Origin of the sequence: Nocardioides alpinus (assembly GCF_900112035.1) — a bacterium.
Taxonomy (GTDB): Bacteria; Actinomycetota; Actinomycetes; order Propionibacteriales; family Nocardioidaceae; genus Nocardioides; species Nocardioides alpinus.
Map to the genome: position 1 here is coordinate 25,242 of NZ_FOKC01000007.1, position 14,955 is coordinate 40,196.

General features: G+C 72.3%; 10 protein-coding genes. 3 read left to right on the forward strand and 7 right to left on the reverse strand.

Translation table 11 applies throughout. From position 1 onward, the window contains the following. Nucleotides 1-43: 43 nt before the first annotated feature. The 4 genes from sigM to BM127_RS14435 all read right to left on the reverse strand — a co-directional run bounded on the left by sigM (nt 44) and on the right by BM127_RS14435 (nt 6,628). Nucleotides 44-700, reverse strand: a complete 657-nt coding sequence (sigM, locus tag BM127_RS14420) for an RNA polymerase sigma factor SigM (protein WP_091199557.1) — start codon at nt 698-700, stop codon at nt 44-46. Further along, complete coding sequence (locus BM127_RS14425) at nt 697-2,643, reverse strand: protein kinase family protein (protein WP_091199559.1); 1,947 nt, start codon at nt 2,641-2,643, stop codon at nt 697-699. The genes sigM and BM127_RS14425 overlap by 4 nt, the downstream gene beginning before the upstream one ends. Before the next feature lie 63 nt (nt 2,644-2,706). Then, nucleotides 2,707-4,347: a murein biosynthesis integral membrane protein MurJ gene (murJ, locus tag BM127_RS14430; RefSeq protein WP_091199561.1), complete on the reverse strand. Its 1,641-nt coding sequence runs from the start codon at nt 4,345-4,347 to the stop codon at nt 2,707-2,709. A gap of 7 nt (nt 4,348-4,354) precedes the next feature. Beyond that, nucleotides 4,355-6,628, reverse strand: a complete 2,274-nt coding sequence (locus BM127_RS14435; protein WP_101228856.1) for a DUF6049 family protein — start codon at nt 6,626-6,628, stop codon at nt 4,355-4,357. 91 nt (nt 6,629-6,719) lie between these two features. Between BM127_RS14435 and BM127_RS14440 the strand changes: the two genes are divergently transcribed. Next, nucleotides 6,720-8,141 (forward strand): CCA tRNA nucleotidyltransferase, encoded by a 1,422-nt coding sequence (locus BM127_RS14440; RefSeq protein WP_416143256.1) that lies wholly within the window; start codon nt 6,720-6,722, stop codon nt 8,139-8,141. Nucleotides 8,142-8,507: 366 nt separating this feature from the next. On the opposite strand, the gene BM127_RS14445 is transcribed toward BM127_RS14440, so the two are convergent. Together BM127_RS14445 and BM127_RS14450 are read right to left on the reverse strand one after the other, a co-directional pair. Continuing rightward, a complete protein-coding gene (locus tag BM127_RS14445) occupies nt 8,508-9,593 on the reverse strand; it encodes an inositol-3-phosphate synthase (RefSeq protein WP_091199567.1) in 1,086 nt (361 codons plus the stop codon). Nucleotides 9,594-9,640: 47 nt separating this feature from the next. Continuing rightward, on the reverse strand, nt 9,641-10,261 hold the full coding sequence (locus tag BM127_RS14450; protein WP_091199569.1) for a PadR family transcriptional regulator: 621 nt from the start codon (nt 10,259-10,261) through the stop codon (nt 9,641-9,643). Nucleotides 10,262-10,333: 72 nt separating this feature from the next. Between BM127_RS14450 and BM127_RS14455 the strand changes: the two genes are divergently transcribed. Both BM127_RS14455 and BM127_RS14460 read left to right on the forward strand, forming a co-directional pair. Continuing rightward, the gene (locus tag BM127_RS14455) at nt 10,334-12,691 is read left to right on the forward strand and encodes a transglycosylase domain-containing protein (protein ID WP_231263454.1); all 2,358 of its coding nucleotides are present in this window, start codon (nt 10,334-10,336) and stop codon (nt 12,689-12,691) included. An 8-nt stretch (nt 12,692-12,699) separates the two neighbouring features. After that, on the forward strand, nt 12,700-13,947 hold the full coding sequence (locus BM127_RS14460; protein ID WP_091199572.1) for a hypothetical protein: 1,248 nt from the start codon (nt 12,700-12,702) through the stop codon (nt 13,945-13,947). Here BM127_RS14460 and BM127_RS14465 read toward each other — a convergent pair. After that, complete coding sequence (locus BM127_RS14465) at nt 13,858-14,949, reverse strand: alanine racemase (protein WP_091199574.1); 1,092 nt, start codon at nt 14,947-14,949, stop codon at nt 13,858-13,860. The two genes, BM127_RS14460 and BM127_RS14465, sit on opposite strands and share 90 nt — an antisense overlap. Nucleotides 14,950-14,955: the final 6 nt, after the last annotated feature.

The window sequence follows — 14,955 nt, forward strand, 5'->3', positions numbered from 1 at the left end:
CCTCCTCGGGGGCACGGGGTCAGGGCAGTGGCGGGGTGCGGGGTCAGGGCGCGGGTGGGCCGCGGGGTCGCACGGTGGGTTGGACGGGACCGTCCACGGGCGGGTTCCCGTGAGGGAGGTCACCGACCGGGCGGTGCAGGTCGAGGAGCAGCCCGGCCAGCTTGGTCCGGCCGCGCGAGCAACGGGACTTCACGGTGCCCTCCGCGCAGCCGAGCATGACGGCCACCTCGGCGACCGGGTAGCCCTCCATGTCCACCAGCACGAGCGCCGCGCGCTGGTCGGCGGGGAGGGTGGCGAGCGCAGCCAGCACCCGCCGGCGTCGCTCGGCGTCCTCGGCGGCGACGTCGGGCTGGTCGTCGTGCACGGCGGTGGCAACCAGGGTGCCGCGGTCCTCGACGTCGTCGGGCAGCGCCTCGAGCCGCCGGATCTTGGCGGCCCGGATCCGGTCGAGGCAGGCGTTGACGACCACGCGGTGCAGCCACGTGGTGACGGCCGCCTCGCCGCGGAAGGAGCCGGCGCGGCGGAAGGCGGCGATCATGCCGTCCTGCAGTCCGTCGGCGGCGTCCTCGGGGTTGCCCATCGTGCGCAGCGCCACCGCCCACAGCCGGTCGCGGTGACGGGCGAAGAGCTCACCGAAGGCGTCCGCGTCCCCGTCGACGTGCGCCTGGAGGAGCGCCTGGTCGGAGCGGTCGTCGGTCACCCGAGCACCTGCACCTCGGAGATCGTGCCGCGGAACTCGCCGTCGACCTCCGGCAGCAGGGTCAGCCAGATGGTGACGTACTGCCCCGACACCGCCTCGTCGAGGTCGATCGCGAGCTCGTCGGTGCCCGACGCGGTCCCGACCGGGGTCAGGCCCGCCACGCCCGTGGGCGCCGTCGAGGTGACGTACGCCGCCAGTGACGTCTGGCCCTCGACCGACACCACCACCCGCCGCACACCCTTGGTGGCGCCGAGGTCGACCACCAGGCCGACCCCGGTCTTGAGGCCGGCCGGTCCGAAGTTCTGGAGGTAGCTCGACGTGCTCCACGACGTGGTCGGGTCGCCGTCGAGCACGTTGGGGACCGAGTCGGGGTTCTCCTCGCGCGGCGCCGAGCCCTGGGGGTCGAAGTCGTCGGCGGTCAGGTCGGTGAAGGGGGTGGGCGCCGCCACCGACGGAGTGGTCGTCGCGCTCGCCTCGTCGGAGGAGTCGTCGCCCGTGGGGGGCTTGAGCCCCAGCTGGTAGGCCGCGACCGCTGCCACCATCACCAGCACGCAGACGCCCACGATCATCGCCAGCCGGATCCAGCTCCGGCCCGGCACCTGGCTGCCGGTGTCGTCGAGGCCGTCGCCGGTGCCCCAGCGGTCCCCGGTCCACGAGGCGGAGGCCCACGAGCCGGTGTCGCGACCGGCCGGGCGCACGCCGGAGTCCTGGGAGGGGTCGCGGCCCGAGTCCTGGGAGGCGTCCCACGGCCAGTACTCCGGGTTGCCCGACGCGACCCGGCTGCCCGGTCGCGGTCGTCGTACGGGCTCGCCGTCCGGCGGGTCGGGGGCGAAGAGCGGCTTGGGCGGCACCTCCTCCAACGGGGGCGGAGGCTCGGGCTTCTCGGCGCGTGCGCGCAGCCAGTCGACCTCGTCGTCGTCGTGGAAGACCGGCATCCCGGCCTGCGTGGGGAGGTCGGTGACCGCGGTCGGCTCGTCGTGCTGGGAGGCGGCCGGCGCCACGGTCGGCGCGTCTCGTACGTCCTCGGGCTCGGGGGTCGCCGCCACTACGGGCACCGCCGGGGCGACCGCCGTCGACTCCGGTGACGAGGGTGAGGCGGGAGTCGTAGGTGCGGCCGGCGTGGCCGGCGTGGTCGGCGTGGTCGGGCGCGGCCCCGCGACCGGCACCTGGGTTCCCGTGTGGTCGCCGACGTAGGCCTGGAGCTGGTCGCAGATGCCGCGCGCGCTGTGGTCGGCGTCCACCGAGCCGTGGGCGTGCTGGGGGTTGAGGACCTCGTCGCAGAGGGCGTCGAGCAGCCGCGGGATGCCGGCGCGCACGCGTCTCGGGCGCAGCACCTCGCCGTGGACCTCCGGCGCCGGCGGGACCGCGGACTCCGACACCCCGGCCCAGGTGCCGGTCAGTGCGCAGTAGAGGAGCCCGGCCAGGTCGATCTCGTCGACGCTGGTCCGACCGGGAGGCAGGCCGCGCAGCGCCGCATCGACGCCGAAGCCGATGATCCGGATCTGGCCGTGCTGGTCGAGGAGGACGTTCTCGGGGCTGAGTCGGCCGTGCGCGAGTCCCACCGCGTGGGCCTCGGCGATGCTGTCGGCCACCTCGCCGACGAGCCAGGCGGCGCGACGGGGCGGCAGCGGTCCCTCGCGGGTGAGCAGGATGTCCAGCGAGTCGCCCTGGCCCCACTCGTTGACGACGTAGCAGCGCCCGTCGCTGATCTCCGCGTCGAGCACCCGGAGCAGGCGTCGGTTGATCACCGGTCCGGCGCTCCGGGCGGCCGACAGCACCGCCTCGGCACGCTCGTCGTCGGCGGCAAGGACGTGGATCGCGACCGCGCGGTGCAGGACCAGGTCGTGGGCGCGCCAGAACCGGCCCGTGCCGTTCTCGGCCAGCAGGTCGTCGAGGCGGTAGCGCGCAGCGAGCACGTCACCTGCCTGCATCGACGTCGGCACCGCTCACCTCCCCTTCCCCACGTGGTCCACAGATCCCCGGTCTCCCGGTCATCGTAGGCAAGATCAGCCGCGTCGCAGCCGCGCCGCGACGGTGTCGACCACGGTCGTGACCTCGCGTACGTGCAACAGCCGCGCGCCCGCCAGCACGACGAGCCCGCCGGCCAGCCCGCTCAGCCCGCCGCGCAGGAGGGCTACCAGCGGCGGCGGTCGGTCGCCGAGGCCGGCCAGCGCCAGCTCGACCGCCCAGGCGGCCGCACCGGCGGCGGCGAGCACGAGGGCCATCCGGACGAGGAACCTGACCAGCTGCGGCGCCTCGAGGGTGCCGACCGTGCGCTGCAGGACGAGGAAGCTGACCGCCGCGCCCACGACGTACGACGACAGGTAGGCGACCACGAGCATCGGCGCCGTCTCCGCCGGCGGGCGGCTCGGCACCAGGACGAGGGCCACCACGATGTTGGTCAGCGACACCGCGAGCTGGATGAAGAAGACCAGGCGGGTCCGCTCCATGGCGTAGAAGCCACGCAGCATGAAGTAGTGGACGGTGAAGAAGGCGAGCGCGGGTCCGAAGAGCGCGAGCGTCGGGACGAAGCTCGCCGCCGTGTCCTCACCGCCCGCCCAGCCGAAGGCGAACGCGGCCACGTCACCGGCGAGCACGGGGAGCAGGACCGCGAACGGCAGGACGAGCGCGAGGGCGGTCCGCAGCGTCGACCCGACCGTGGTGCCGAGGTCGCGCAGCCGGTTCTCGGACGCCTGGGTGGACAGCCGCGGCAGGATCGCCGTCGCCAGCGAGACCGTGACGATGGCGTGCGGCACCATCATGATCAGCAGGCTGCTGGAGTAGACGAGCAGGCCGGTGCCGTCACCCCCATCGGCCGTGCCCCGCGACGCGAGCTTGACCACGACGAGGTAGGCGGCCTGCGTGGCGATCACGAAGAGCACGGTCCAGATCCCCAGCGACAGGGTCCTCCTGAGCTCGGGGTCGCGGAAGTCGAAGCGGGGCCGGTAGGTGAAGCCCGACACCCGGAGGTACGGCATCAGCACGAGGCACTGGGCCACGATGCCGACCGTCGAGCCGAGGCCGAGCAGGACCTCCTGGCTGGTGGTCAGCGCCTCGTACCGCTCCGGGCTGTCCCCGATCGGGCCCCACACGACGAGGTAGGCGACCAGCATCACGACCGAGATGAGGTTGTTGGCGATCGGTGCCCACATCATCGGGCCGAACCGTTCGCGGGCGTTGAGCACCTGCCCGAGCAGCACGAACATGCCGTAGAAGAAGACCTGCGGCAGGCACCACCGGGTCAGGTCCACGATCGTCTCGAACTGCGCCGCGCGGTCCGGGAGGAGCAGGCGGTCGTCGAGGTAGATGCGGAGCAGCTGCGGGGCCAGCACGACGAGCAGCACCGTGACGGCGCCGAGGAAGAGCGCGGAGAGCGTGATCACCCGGCTGGCGTACGCGTCACCGCCGTCGGGGTCGCCCTTGATGCGACGCACGAGCTGGGGCACCAGGACGGCGTTGAAGATGCCGCCGGCCAGGAGGATGTAGACCATGTTGGGCAAGGTGTTGGCGATCGTGAAGAGGTCACCGCGCAGGGCGGCCCCGAGGGCCATCACCAGCAGGGCGCTCCGGATGAAGCCGGAGGCCCGGGAGAAGACGGTGCCGGCGGCCATCACCGCCGACGAGGCCAGGATGCGCTGATCGCTCATCGGGTGTTCACGTGCGCTCCGGCACCAGGGCCGTGCCCGTCGGGCCGGGGTCGGTCGTCCCGCCCGGGGCGGCCTCCGTGGCCTCGGCCTCGGCGGTCTCCTCCTCGGCGTCGGCGTCGGCCTGCTGCTGCGCGGCGAGCTCCCGGCGGCGGGCACGGATCTGGCCCGGCAGGCGGTAGCCGATCATCCCGAAGAGGACCAGGGCGCCGACGGCCATCACGATCCAGATGAGGGCGCTGACCCGGGCCGCGCGGATCGGCAGCTCCTCGGCCGACCCGAGCGGCACCCCGTCGATGCTGGTGACGGTGAGGCGGACGCGGTGGAGGCCGGGCTGGGTGGTGGTGGCCTCGAAGCGCACCACGCTGCGCGTCCGCGGACCCAGCTGCCGCACGGTGTCGCCGGTGAGGGTGAGCTGGCCGTCGGTGGTGGCGGCGACCTGGACGGTGACCGGCTGGTCGAGACCGTTGACCAAGGTCGTACCGAGCTTGCCGGAGTCGCTCGACAGGGTCACCGAGGTCGGCGCCTCGATCTCGATCTTGGCCAGCTCGCCGCGCAACGAGTCCGCGATCCGGCCGGCGGCGACCAGCGCGAGACGGGGAGCCTTGCGGTGCTGCTCCGAGAGGGTCACCAGGACCTCGTCACGCACCTGGGCCTGGACCGTGGTCTGGAGCGTCAGCACGTCCTCGACCAGGCCGGCGGCATCGGTGGCTCGGGTGGCGGCGGTGAAGTTGGCGCCGTCCAGCTCCTCCTCCTGGTCGGTCTCGGTGTAGGCGAGGTTGGTGGCCGGGACACCGACGGCCGAGCGCGACGCGACGGTCGACACGGGGATGATGTCGAGCCACGGCTGGGCGAGCTCGTCGAAGAACACCTCGGCGTCCTCACCGCGCCACACGGTCGGCAGGGTGACCACGAGCGGTGCGGTGTCGCCGTTGACCAGGCGCAGCGCGGCCTCGCTGAGCAGGCGCTGGCGCAGGGCGAGCGGGTCGCTGGCCGCCGTCGGTCCGGGGCCACCCGCCTCGGCGCCGGTGCTGGTGACGATGACCTTGTGACCGAGCAGGCGTACGACCGAGTGGGGGCTGTCGGGCGGGAACGCGAAGGCGTTGTCGCCCAGGAGGAGGGTCACGTCGTCCGGCGTCGCTGCGATCGCCTCGGGGCTGAGCAGGTCGCTGGTCGGGGCGACGGCCAGGTCGGAGGGCAGTCCGAGGGCGTCCATCACCTCGGTGCTGCGGCCCAGCGCCTCGGCGTACCGCTCCGGCTGGTTGCGCACCGCCGCCGACACGTCGAGGTCGCCGTAGGGGAGGGTCAGGACCGGTGACGAGCCCACGAGGGCGTCGAAGCGGGCCAGCCAGGCCGCCGCGGCCGCGGCAAGGACCTGCTCCTCCTCGCTCTGCTCCTCGGTGGCCTCCGGCACGGCGGGGGTCAGGGTCTCGGACGGCTCGGTCGTCTCGCCGTCGGTCGGGGTCTCGGTCGGGGTCGCCGCCTGCTCCGGGATGGCCGGGTCCGGGTCGAGGCTGCGCGGCGCGTTCCCGCGCGACAGGCGCAGGATCGCGACGAGGACGGCAGGGTCCACGAGCCAGCTGTACGGCGTGGAGCCGGCCGAGTCGGCCATGTCGAGGATGCCGTCGAGGCTGCCGCCCTCCTCGAGCCGGCGGGCCCAGCGCTCGGTGCCCCCGACCTTGCCCTCGCCGTCGAACCACACGCGGTTGCGCACCGGCAGGATGACCGCCGCCTCCTGGGGGTCGTCGTCGTCGGCGGAGGGCCGGGCGGGGATGAAGGTGCGTGCCCGACCGTCGGCGAACTCGTCACGGGGGACCGTCTCGGTGTCGCCGAGGGCGTGGATCCCGATCCAGTAGACGCCCTCCTCGTCGGGGATGCCCAGCAGCTCGACGGGGACCGAGTCGGCGAACGTCGCGCTCGCGCCGGGCACGAGGACGTCGACGGTGTCGAAGGTGCCCGGCGTGGTGACCCGCTCACCGACCGACGCGGTGGGGTCGATGTCCGCGGACTCGGCCAGCGTGCCGGCGTCGAGGATCGGCGTCTGCGAGGAGAACGCGTGCAGGTTGACGCGGGTGAAGGTGTCGTCGCTGACGTTGGTGACGGTGCCCGTGATCTCGACGTCGCCGTTGCGTGGCAGGACGGGAGTGATGGTGTCGATGTGCACCAGGAGCGGGTCGGGGTCCTCGGCCGGGGCCGCCGTCGCGGGAGCCAGCGCCGCGCCGCATGCGGTGCCGAGCGCCAGGATCCCCGCCAGGGCAGCGCGGATCACGGACGGGCGGGGCACGGGCCGACTCTAGTTGACGGGTTGGTAGGTGGGCCGTGACCGACGCCTAGACTGTCCTGTCGTGTCCGCCGTCGCCCCGCCCCCCTTGACGATCGTCGAGATCCAGAGCCGTGTCGCCACGGAGCTGACCCGGATCGGGTCGGTCATCGATGAGCTCGGTGCGCGCTTCGCCGAGGCGGGCGAGGAGCTGGCCCTGGTCGGCGGCCCGGTCCGCGACGCGATGATCGGCCGCCTGCAGAACGATCTCGACTTCACCACCTCCGCCCGCCCCGAGACCACCGAGCGGCTGCTGTCCGGATGGGCGGACGCCGTGTGGGACATGGGCCGCGCGTTCGGCACCATCGGGTGCCGCAAGGGCCCGTGGCAGGTGGAGATCACGACCTACCGCTCCGAGACCTACGACCCCACCTCGCGCAAGCCCGACGTCGACTTCGGCGACAGCCTCGCCGGCGACCTGGGCCGCCGCGACTTCACCGTCAACGCGATGGCGGTCCGGGTGCCGAGCCGCGAGTTCGTCGACCACTCCGGCGGCATCGTCGACCTGGCCGAGCGGGTGCTGCGCACCCCCGGCACCCCGGAGGACTCCTTCTCCGACGATCCGCTGCGGATGATGCGCGCGGCCCGGTTCGCAGCCCAGCTCGGCTTCAGCGTCGCTCCGGAGGTCGTCGAGGCGATGACGGCGATGGCCGGCCGGATCGAGATCATCTCGGCCGAGCGGGTCCGCGACGAGCTGGTCAAGCTCGTCTGCGCCCCGCACCCGCGGCTCGGCCTCAAGCTGCTCGTCGACACCGGCCTGGCGGCGTACGTGCTCCCCGAGCTGCCCGCCCTCGCCCTCGAGCGCGACGAGCACCACCGCCACAAGGACGTCTACGAGCACACCCTCACCGTGCTCGAGCAGTCGATCGACCTCGAGCACCGACTCGGCGGCGGCCCCGACTTCGTCGCCCGGTTCGCCGCCCTGATGCACGACGTCGGCAAACCGAGGACCCGGCGGTTCGAGTCCGGTGGCATCGTCACCTTCCACCACCACGACGTGGTGGGCGCCAAGCTGACCCGCAAGCGGATGAAGGCGCTGCGCTTCGCCAACGCCGACATCGACGCCGTGTCCACGCTGGTCGAGCTGCACCTGCGCTTCCACGGCTACGGCTCGGGGGAGTGGACCGACAGCGCCGTGCGCCGGTACGTCCGCGACGCCGGCGACCAGCTCGAGCGGCTGCACATCCTCACCCGCGCCGACTGCACGACGCGCAACCAGCGCAAGGCCGACCGGCTGCGCCGCACCTACGACTCGCTGGAGGAGCGCATCGCGCGGCTCGGCGAGGAGGAGGAGCTGGCGTCCATCCGGCCCGACCTCGACGGCAACCAGATCATGGGGCTCCTCGGGATCGGACCCGGTCGCGAGGTCGGCGAGGCGTACGCCTTCCTGCTCGAGCTGCGGATGGAGGAGGGCCCGCAGTCACCCGAGCAGGCGGAGGCGGCGCTGCGCGCGTGGTGGGCCGGGCGCTCCGGCTGAGGTAGCCCGACGCCCTCCACGACCGGGCGCCGTACGCCGTTCTCGACAGGTCCGCACCCGGGGTCTGCACCTCTGCACGACGCCGCAGACCCTCGCCTCGCCGACCTGCTCGCCTGGCAGGCCCTGCTGCCGGAAAACTCCGCGGTCGGCCGGGACCACGACCTTCGCCGGATCCGCGCCTGGACCTCGCTCTTCCGGGAGTCGACCTTCACCGTGGGCGGTCGGCAGGAGCTCGCCCGTCGGGCCGGTGGCCGAGGGTCGTCCCCGGGCCCGACGCCGTACGAAAAAGAACTGCGGCCGTACGACGGGTCCGGAGGGCTCCGGGGTGTCGTACGGCCGCAGTTCTGTGGGGCAGCGATCAGGTGGTCACTCGCCGGCGATGAACTTCTCGAGCTCGGCGCGGCCGAGGTCGTCGGCCATCTGCACCGGCGGGGACTTCATCAGGTAGGCCGAGGCGCCGAGGATCGGGCCGCCGATGCCGCGGTCCTTGGCGATCTTGGCGGCGCGGACGGCGTCGATGATGATGCCGGCCGAGTTGGGCGAGTCCCAGACCTCGAGCTTGTACTCGAGGTTGAGCGGGGCGTCACCGAAGGCGCGACCCTCGAGGCGGACGTAGGCCCACTTGCGGTCGTCGAGCCACGCGACGTAGTCGGACGGGCCGATGTGCACGTTGCGGTCGTGGGCGCCGGCGCCGGCGAGCGTGCCGGTCAGGTTGGACGTCACGGCCTGGGTCTTGGAGACCTTTTTGGACTCCAGGCGCTCGCGCTCGAGCATGTTCTTGAAGTCCATGTTGCCGCCGACGTTGAGCTGGTAGGTGCGGTCGAGCACCACGCCGCGGTCCTCGAACAGTTTCGCCATCACGCGGTGGGTGATGGTGGCGCCGACCTGGCTCTTGATGTCGTCGCCGACGATCGGGATGCCGGCGTCCTCGAACTTCTTGGCCCACACGGGGTCGGAGGCGATGAAGACGGGAAGGGCGTTGACGAAGGCCACGCCGGCGTCGATCGCGCACTGGGCGTAGAACTTGTCGGCCTCCTCGGAGCCCACCGGAAGGTAGGAGACGAGTACGTCGACCTCGGCGTCCTTGAGCGCCTGCACGACGTCGACGGGCTCGGCGCCGGACTCCTCGATGGTCTCGCGGTAGTACTTGCCGAGGCCGTCCATCGTCGGGCCGCGCTTGACCTCGATGCCCAGGGTCGGGACGTCGCAGATCTTGATGGTGTTGTTCTCGGAGGCGTTGATGGCCTCGGAGAGGTCCTTGCCGACCTTCTTGTCGTCGACGTCGAAGGCGACGACGAACTCCACGTCCTTGACGTGGTAGTCACCGAAGACGACGTGCATGAGCCCGGGAACGCTGGCGTTGGCGTCAGCGTCCTTGTAGTACTCCACGCCCTGGATCAGGGAGGTGGCGCAGTTGCCGACTCCGACGATGCCTACTCGTACCGAACCCATGGGGTTCTCCTTCTCTCTGTGCTGGCCATGTGGCTGGCTGGTTGGTGTCAGTCGTTCGTGGGCGGGAGACCGGCGGTGCCGGGGGCCCGGGTGGCTGGTGCGGGGGCGGGTGCTGCGGGCGCGGGGGTGCCGTCACCGCGCTCGGCCTTGATCAGGTCCGAGAGCCAGCGCACCTCGCGCTCCACCGACTCCACGCCGTGGCGCTGGAGCTCGGCGGCGTAGCGGTTGACCTCGGCCTGGGTCCGCTCGAGGTCACCCTGGACGCGCGCGAGGCGCTCCTGGAGCCGGGAGCGACGGCCTTCGAGGACCCGCAGGCGGATCTCCATGTCGGTGGAGGAGAAGAACGCGAACCGGATGTCGAAGTTGTCGTCCTCCCACGCCGTGGGCCCGACCTCGGACATGAGCCGGTGGAACTCGTCGTGCCCGGCCTCGGTGACCTCGTAGACGATGCGGGGGCGACGGCTGGTCGGCGTCGTGGTGGCGGCGACCTCGGTGATGAGGGCGGCGCGCAGCATCTTCTTGAGCGCGGGGTAGAGGGAGCCGTAGGACAGCACCCGACCCCACCCGAGCATGAGGTTGAGCCGCTTGCGCAGCTCGTAGCCGTGCATGGGTCCCTCGTGCAGCAGTCCGAGGACTGCCAGCTCGATGGTGTCTCCACGGCGTGCCATGTGACCTATCGTACCGATATATCCACCGGTGACGAATCAGGGATGCCGCTCCACTCCCCGTACGCTTGCCCGGTGAGTGCGAAGCGGAGGGCCACAGGGCCGGCACAGACCCGACGGCCCAAGTCCAAGCGCACCGGCCGGCAGCGCGCGGCCAAGATCGCGAAGGTCCTGGCGATCATCGGCGTGGTCGGAGTGCTCGTCCTCGGCGGCGTCGTGGTGGTGCTCTACCAGGCGATCAGCATCCCCACGCCCAACTCCGCGTTCCAGGCGCAGACCACCTTCGTCTACTACCGCGACGGCAAGCAGCAGCTCGGCACCTACTACGAGGACCAGAACCGCGAGTCGATCCCGCTGGCGGAGATGCCGCAGTCGATCCAGGACGCCGTGGTCGCCGCGGAGAACCAGTCCTTCTGGACCGACAAGGGCATCGACCCCAAGGGCATCCTGCGCGCGCTCTTCTCCAACGCCCGCGGCAACGACCGCCAGGGCGCGTCCACGATCACCCAGCAGTACGTCAAGATCCTCTACCTGACCAGCGAGCAGAGCTACAAGCGCAAGATCAAGGAAGCGATCGTCTCGCTGAAGATCCAGCAGCAGCTCAGCAAGCGCGAGGTGCTCGAGGGCTACCTCAACACCATCTACTTCGGGCGCGGCGCGTACGGCATCCAGGCGGCGTCGAAGGCCTACTTCGACCACCCGGCGAGCGAGCTCAGCCTCCGCGAGTCGGCAGTGCTGGCCACCGTGCTCAACAACCCGGCGAAGTTCGACCCGGCCAACGGCAAGCAGGCCAAGGCCGACCTGAAGGTCCGCTACGAGTACGTCCTCACCAGCATGGCCGACCTCGGCAGCATCACGACCGAGGAGCGCGACCAGGCGCTCAAGCGACTGCCCAAGTTCCCCAAGGTGGCGGTGCAGAGCCAGTACGGCGGCCAGAAGGGCCACATGCTGACGCTGGTCAAGCGCGAGATACTGGACCGCGGCATCGCGTCCGAGGACGAGATCGACGGCGGTGGCCTCCGGATCACCACGACGTTCGACCCCGCCGTCATGGCCGACGTCGAGGAGGCCGTCGAGGAGCAGCGCCCCGACGCCGGCATGCCCGGGGAAGCCGGCAACGCCGACCTGCACGTCGCTGCCGCGACCGTGGACACCCGGACCGGCGAGCTCCTCGGCTTCTTCGGCGGCCAGGACTACCTCGACTCCCAGATCAACTGGGCCGAGGCCGGCGGGATGGCCGGGTCGACGATGAAGGCGGCCACCAACGTGGCAGCGATCCGCGACGGCTTCTCCCTCAACGACACCTTCGAGGGCAACAGCCCGATCGACATCGCCGGCACCGAGTTCGAGAACCAGGGCGACGAGGACTACGGCTCGGCGGTCTCGATGATCACCGCCACCGAGAACTCGGTCAACACCGCGTTCGTCGACATGGTCGACTCGATGGAGGACGGGCCGCAGAAGGTCATCCAGGCCGCGGAGGACCTCGGCATCCCGGGCAACGAGCCCGAGCGCTGGGGGATCCCGCGCCGCTCGATCGACTTCCAGGAGAACGTCGGCGTCACCCTCGGCACCGCGCAGGTCAGCCCGATCAACATGGCCAACGCCTATGCGACGATCGCCAACGGCGGGACCCGCAACGAGGTCCACGTCGTGCAGAAGGTCGTCGACAAGAGCGGCGAGGTCCTCTACGAGGCCGAGGAGCGCAGCAAGCGCACCGTCGACGAGGACATCACCGCCGACACCACCTACGCCCTGCAGCAGGTCGTCGAGCAGGGCTCCGGCTCCGAGGCGCTCGCCCTCGAGCGGCCCGCGGCCGGCAAGACCGGCACCGCCACCAACGACGACGGGGACGTGTCCTCGTCCTGGTTCGTCGGCTTCACCCCGCAGGTCTCGACCGCCGTCATGTACGTCCGGGGCAAGGGTCGCGAGGGCCTCGACGTGCTCCGTCCCGACGGTGCCGACCTGTGGCTGCCGACCAGCTCCGACGGCCGCTCCGGCTACTTCGGCGGCAACTACCCCGCGAAGACCTGGACCTCGATCATGCAGCGCGTGATGGAGGGCAAGGAGATCGAGGAGTTCCCGGAGCCGGTCTACGTCGACGGCGACGCACCGGACGGGTCCGACGACTACACCCCGCCCCCGCCCCAGCCCTCGCAGCCGCAGCCGACCCAGCAGCCCACGAACACTCCGACCGAGACGTTCGAGACGCCGACCGAGACCCCGACCGAGACTCCGACCGAGACCCCGACGGAGACGCCGGTCCCGACCGAGACTCCGGTCCCAACGCCGACCGAGACGCCCGTGCCGACGCCCGTCCCGACGCCCACCGAGGCGCCGACGACACCGGTGCCCCCGACCCCGACGGAGAGCCCGACGACGCCGGTCGGGCGCTTCCAGCCCCGCCAGCAGCAGCCCGACCTTCGTCCCTGAGCGCGCCCGTGGACCCGCACGGCGCGCACGAGTCACCCAGCCGCACCGACCCGGTGGTCGCCGTGATGTCGGCGGTCGTGGGCGGGCCGCTGGGCGAGCACGCCGCCGGCCACCGCTGGTGGAACGCCTCCCGCGTCCTGCTCGGCGCGACCGGGGTGGTCCTGGCCGCAGGCATGGTGAGCAAGGCCGCCTGCGTGCCGTCGGCCTGGGGCAAGGACCGGCAGCCCTTCACCGAGCTCTGCTGGACCGACCTCGCCGGCACGTCGGTGGACGCCGGCTCGCCCCCGCACGTCACCTCGTGGCTCGCGCGTCTGGCCGGTCTCCTCCCGGGCTCGGGCACGGTCGCGACGACGGCGGCTCTCGCCGTACTCCTCGCCGCCCTGGCCCTGGTGGCCACCGCCCTGCTGGTGCGGGTCGACGTACGCCGTCCGTGGGCCGCGGCCGGCTGGGCGATGAGCCCGGTGCTGCTGGTCCACTGGCTGTCGTGGGAGCTCATCGCCGCGGTCGGAGTGGCGGTGCTCCTCTGGGGCTGGACCACCGGTCGTGCCTGGCTGGCCGGGGTCGGCGCAGGGATCGCGGGCGCCTTCGTGCTGCCGGTCGCGGCGGCCTTCGTCGGCGTGATCGCGGTGGGCGGTCGGCCCCGCGACCGGGTCGACGCCCTGCTCGCGGCAGCGGCGGCGCACGTCCTCATCACCCTGCCGGGCCGCGCCCGGCTCGACGCACCGGACATCGGCTCGATCTGGCTGCTGCTGCAGCAGGGCGGGGTCGGCGGCGCACGCACCACCCGGTGGGCGGTGCAGCTCGTCGTCCTGGCGCTCGCAGCGGCCGCGGTGGTCTGGCTGGTCCGACGCTCCGGTGGCACCGGTGCCCGCACGGTCGCGAGCGCGGGCCTCGTCATGGTCGCTGCCGCGCTCGTCGTGGCGCCGTCGGCACCGCCCGAGCACGCCCTGGTGGTGCTGCCGCTGGCCGCGATCGCCCTACGCCGCTGGCGAGACCTCCTGGTCTGGCAGGGGCTGCACCTGCTCGGCTGGGTCATCACCGGCTGGTACGTCGGCGAGTCGCTCGTGCCGACGATCACCGACGACGCGCGGGCCTACTGGCTGGCGATCCTGCTGAGGGTGATCGGGCTCGCCTGGCTCGTGTGGGCGGTCCTGCGCGACGCCGGGTCAGGTGATCACGACGTGGTCGAAGTCGGTCGCGGTGAAGCGGACCCGGACGTCAACCTGCTCCCCGATGCGGGGCACGCGCGCGCCTGAGGGCACGAAGAGCATCGAGGCCTGCATGTGCGGCGGCTCGGCGAAGAGCCGCTGCTTGCCGTCGATGGAGAACGGCGAGCGGACGAACCCGACGGCGTCCAGGCCACCTCGGGCCAGGGTCGCGGCCCGGGCCTTGAGCGACTGGTCGCCGGTCGGGGCCTCGAGACCGATGCCGTGCGCCGTCCCGCCGCTGACGACGACGATGTGGCCGCCCTTGGGAGCGCTGCGGCCGCGATAGCCGAAGATGTCGCCGCGCTCCACGTCGTGCACGTCGAGCACGGTCGCGCTCACCGTGAGCGCGCCGCGGTCGCCGAGCCAGAGGTCGGTGCCGATGCGCGGGCGCACGGTGAAGTCGGGGTAGCTCGTCGCGAGACGGGTGAGCTCGTCGTGGGTGAGGTGGGAGACGAAGACCGTGCGGGTGGGCAGGCCGGACGCGACGATGTCGTTGATCAGGCGGCTCACCTCGCCGAGGTGGGAGGTGGTGTTGAGGGGCAGGTGCATCGCGACGCCGCGCAGCCCGCTGCGCCCGCCTCCGGTCTCCGCCCGCAGCGCGTCCGCAGCGGCGGCGAGCTCACGTCGGCTCATCCCGTGCCGTCGCATCGAGGTCAGCTGCTCGAGCACGAAGCGGGCACCCGGGTCGTGCTCGCGCAGCCCGGCGAGGTCCTCGGGACGGCTGACCGTGTGCACGACGCGTGCGGCGGTCCGCTCGTCGAGGGTCGTGGCCGCGCCGAACGGCCGCCACGGGGTGAGCACGAGCAGGTCGCCGTCGTAGCGGCTGGCCGCCTGGTCGAGCTCGTCGTACGTGCCGATCGCGAGCAGGTCGAGGGGCGCGCCGGTCTCGTCCGCGTGCTCGGCCAGCCACTGCGCGCGGCGGGCAAGCCGGCCGAGGGTCAGGCCGTAGCCGTTGCCCTTGGCCACCGGGACGATGCCCGGGGACTTCGTCGCGGTGGCGAGCAGGTGGGTGCGCCAGCGCTCGCCGTCGACGGTGAGGGTGAGACTCATCGATCC

Bases quoted from the DNA above. Each gene is read 5' to 3' on its own strand.
- BM127_RS14450 (WP_091199569.1), bottom strand. From the start codon at position 10,261: ATGGCACGCCGTGGAGACACCATCGAGCTGGCAGTCCTCGGACTGCTG.
- BM127_RS14445 (WP_091199567.1), bottom strand. From the start codon at position 9,593: ATGGGTTCGGTACGAGTAGGCATCGTCGGAGTCGGCAACTGCGCCACC.
- murJ (WP_091199561.1), bottom strand. From the start codon at position 4,347: ATGAGCGATCAGCGCATCCTGGCCTCGTCGGCGGTGATGGCCGCCGGC.
- BM127_RS14465 (WP_091199574.1), bottom strand. From the start codon at position 14,949: ATGAGTCTCACCCTCACCGTCGACGGCGAGCGCTGGCGCACCCACCTG.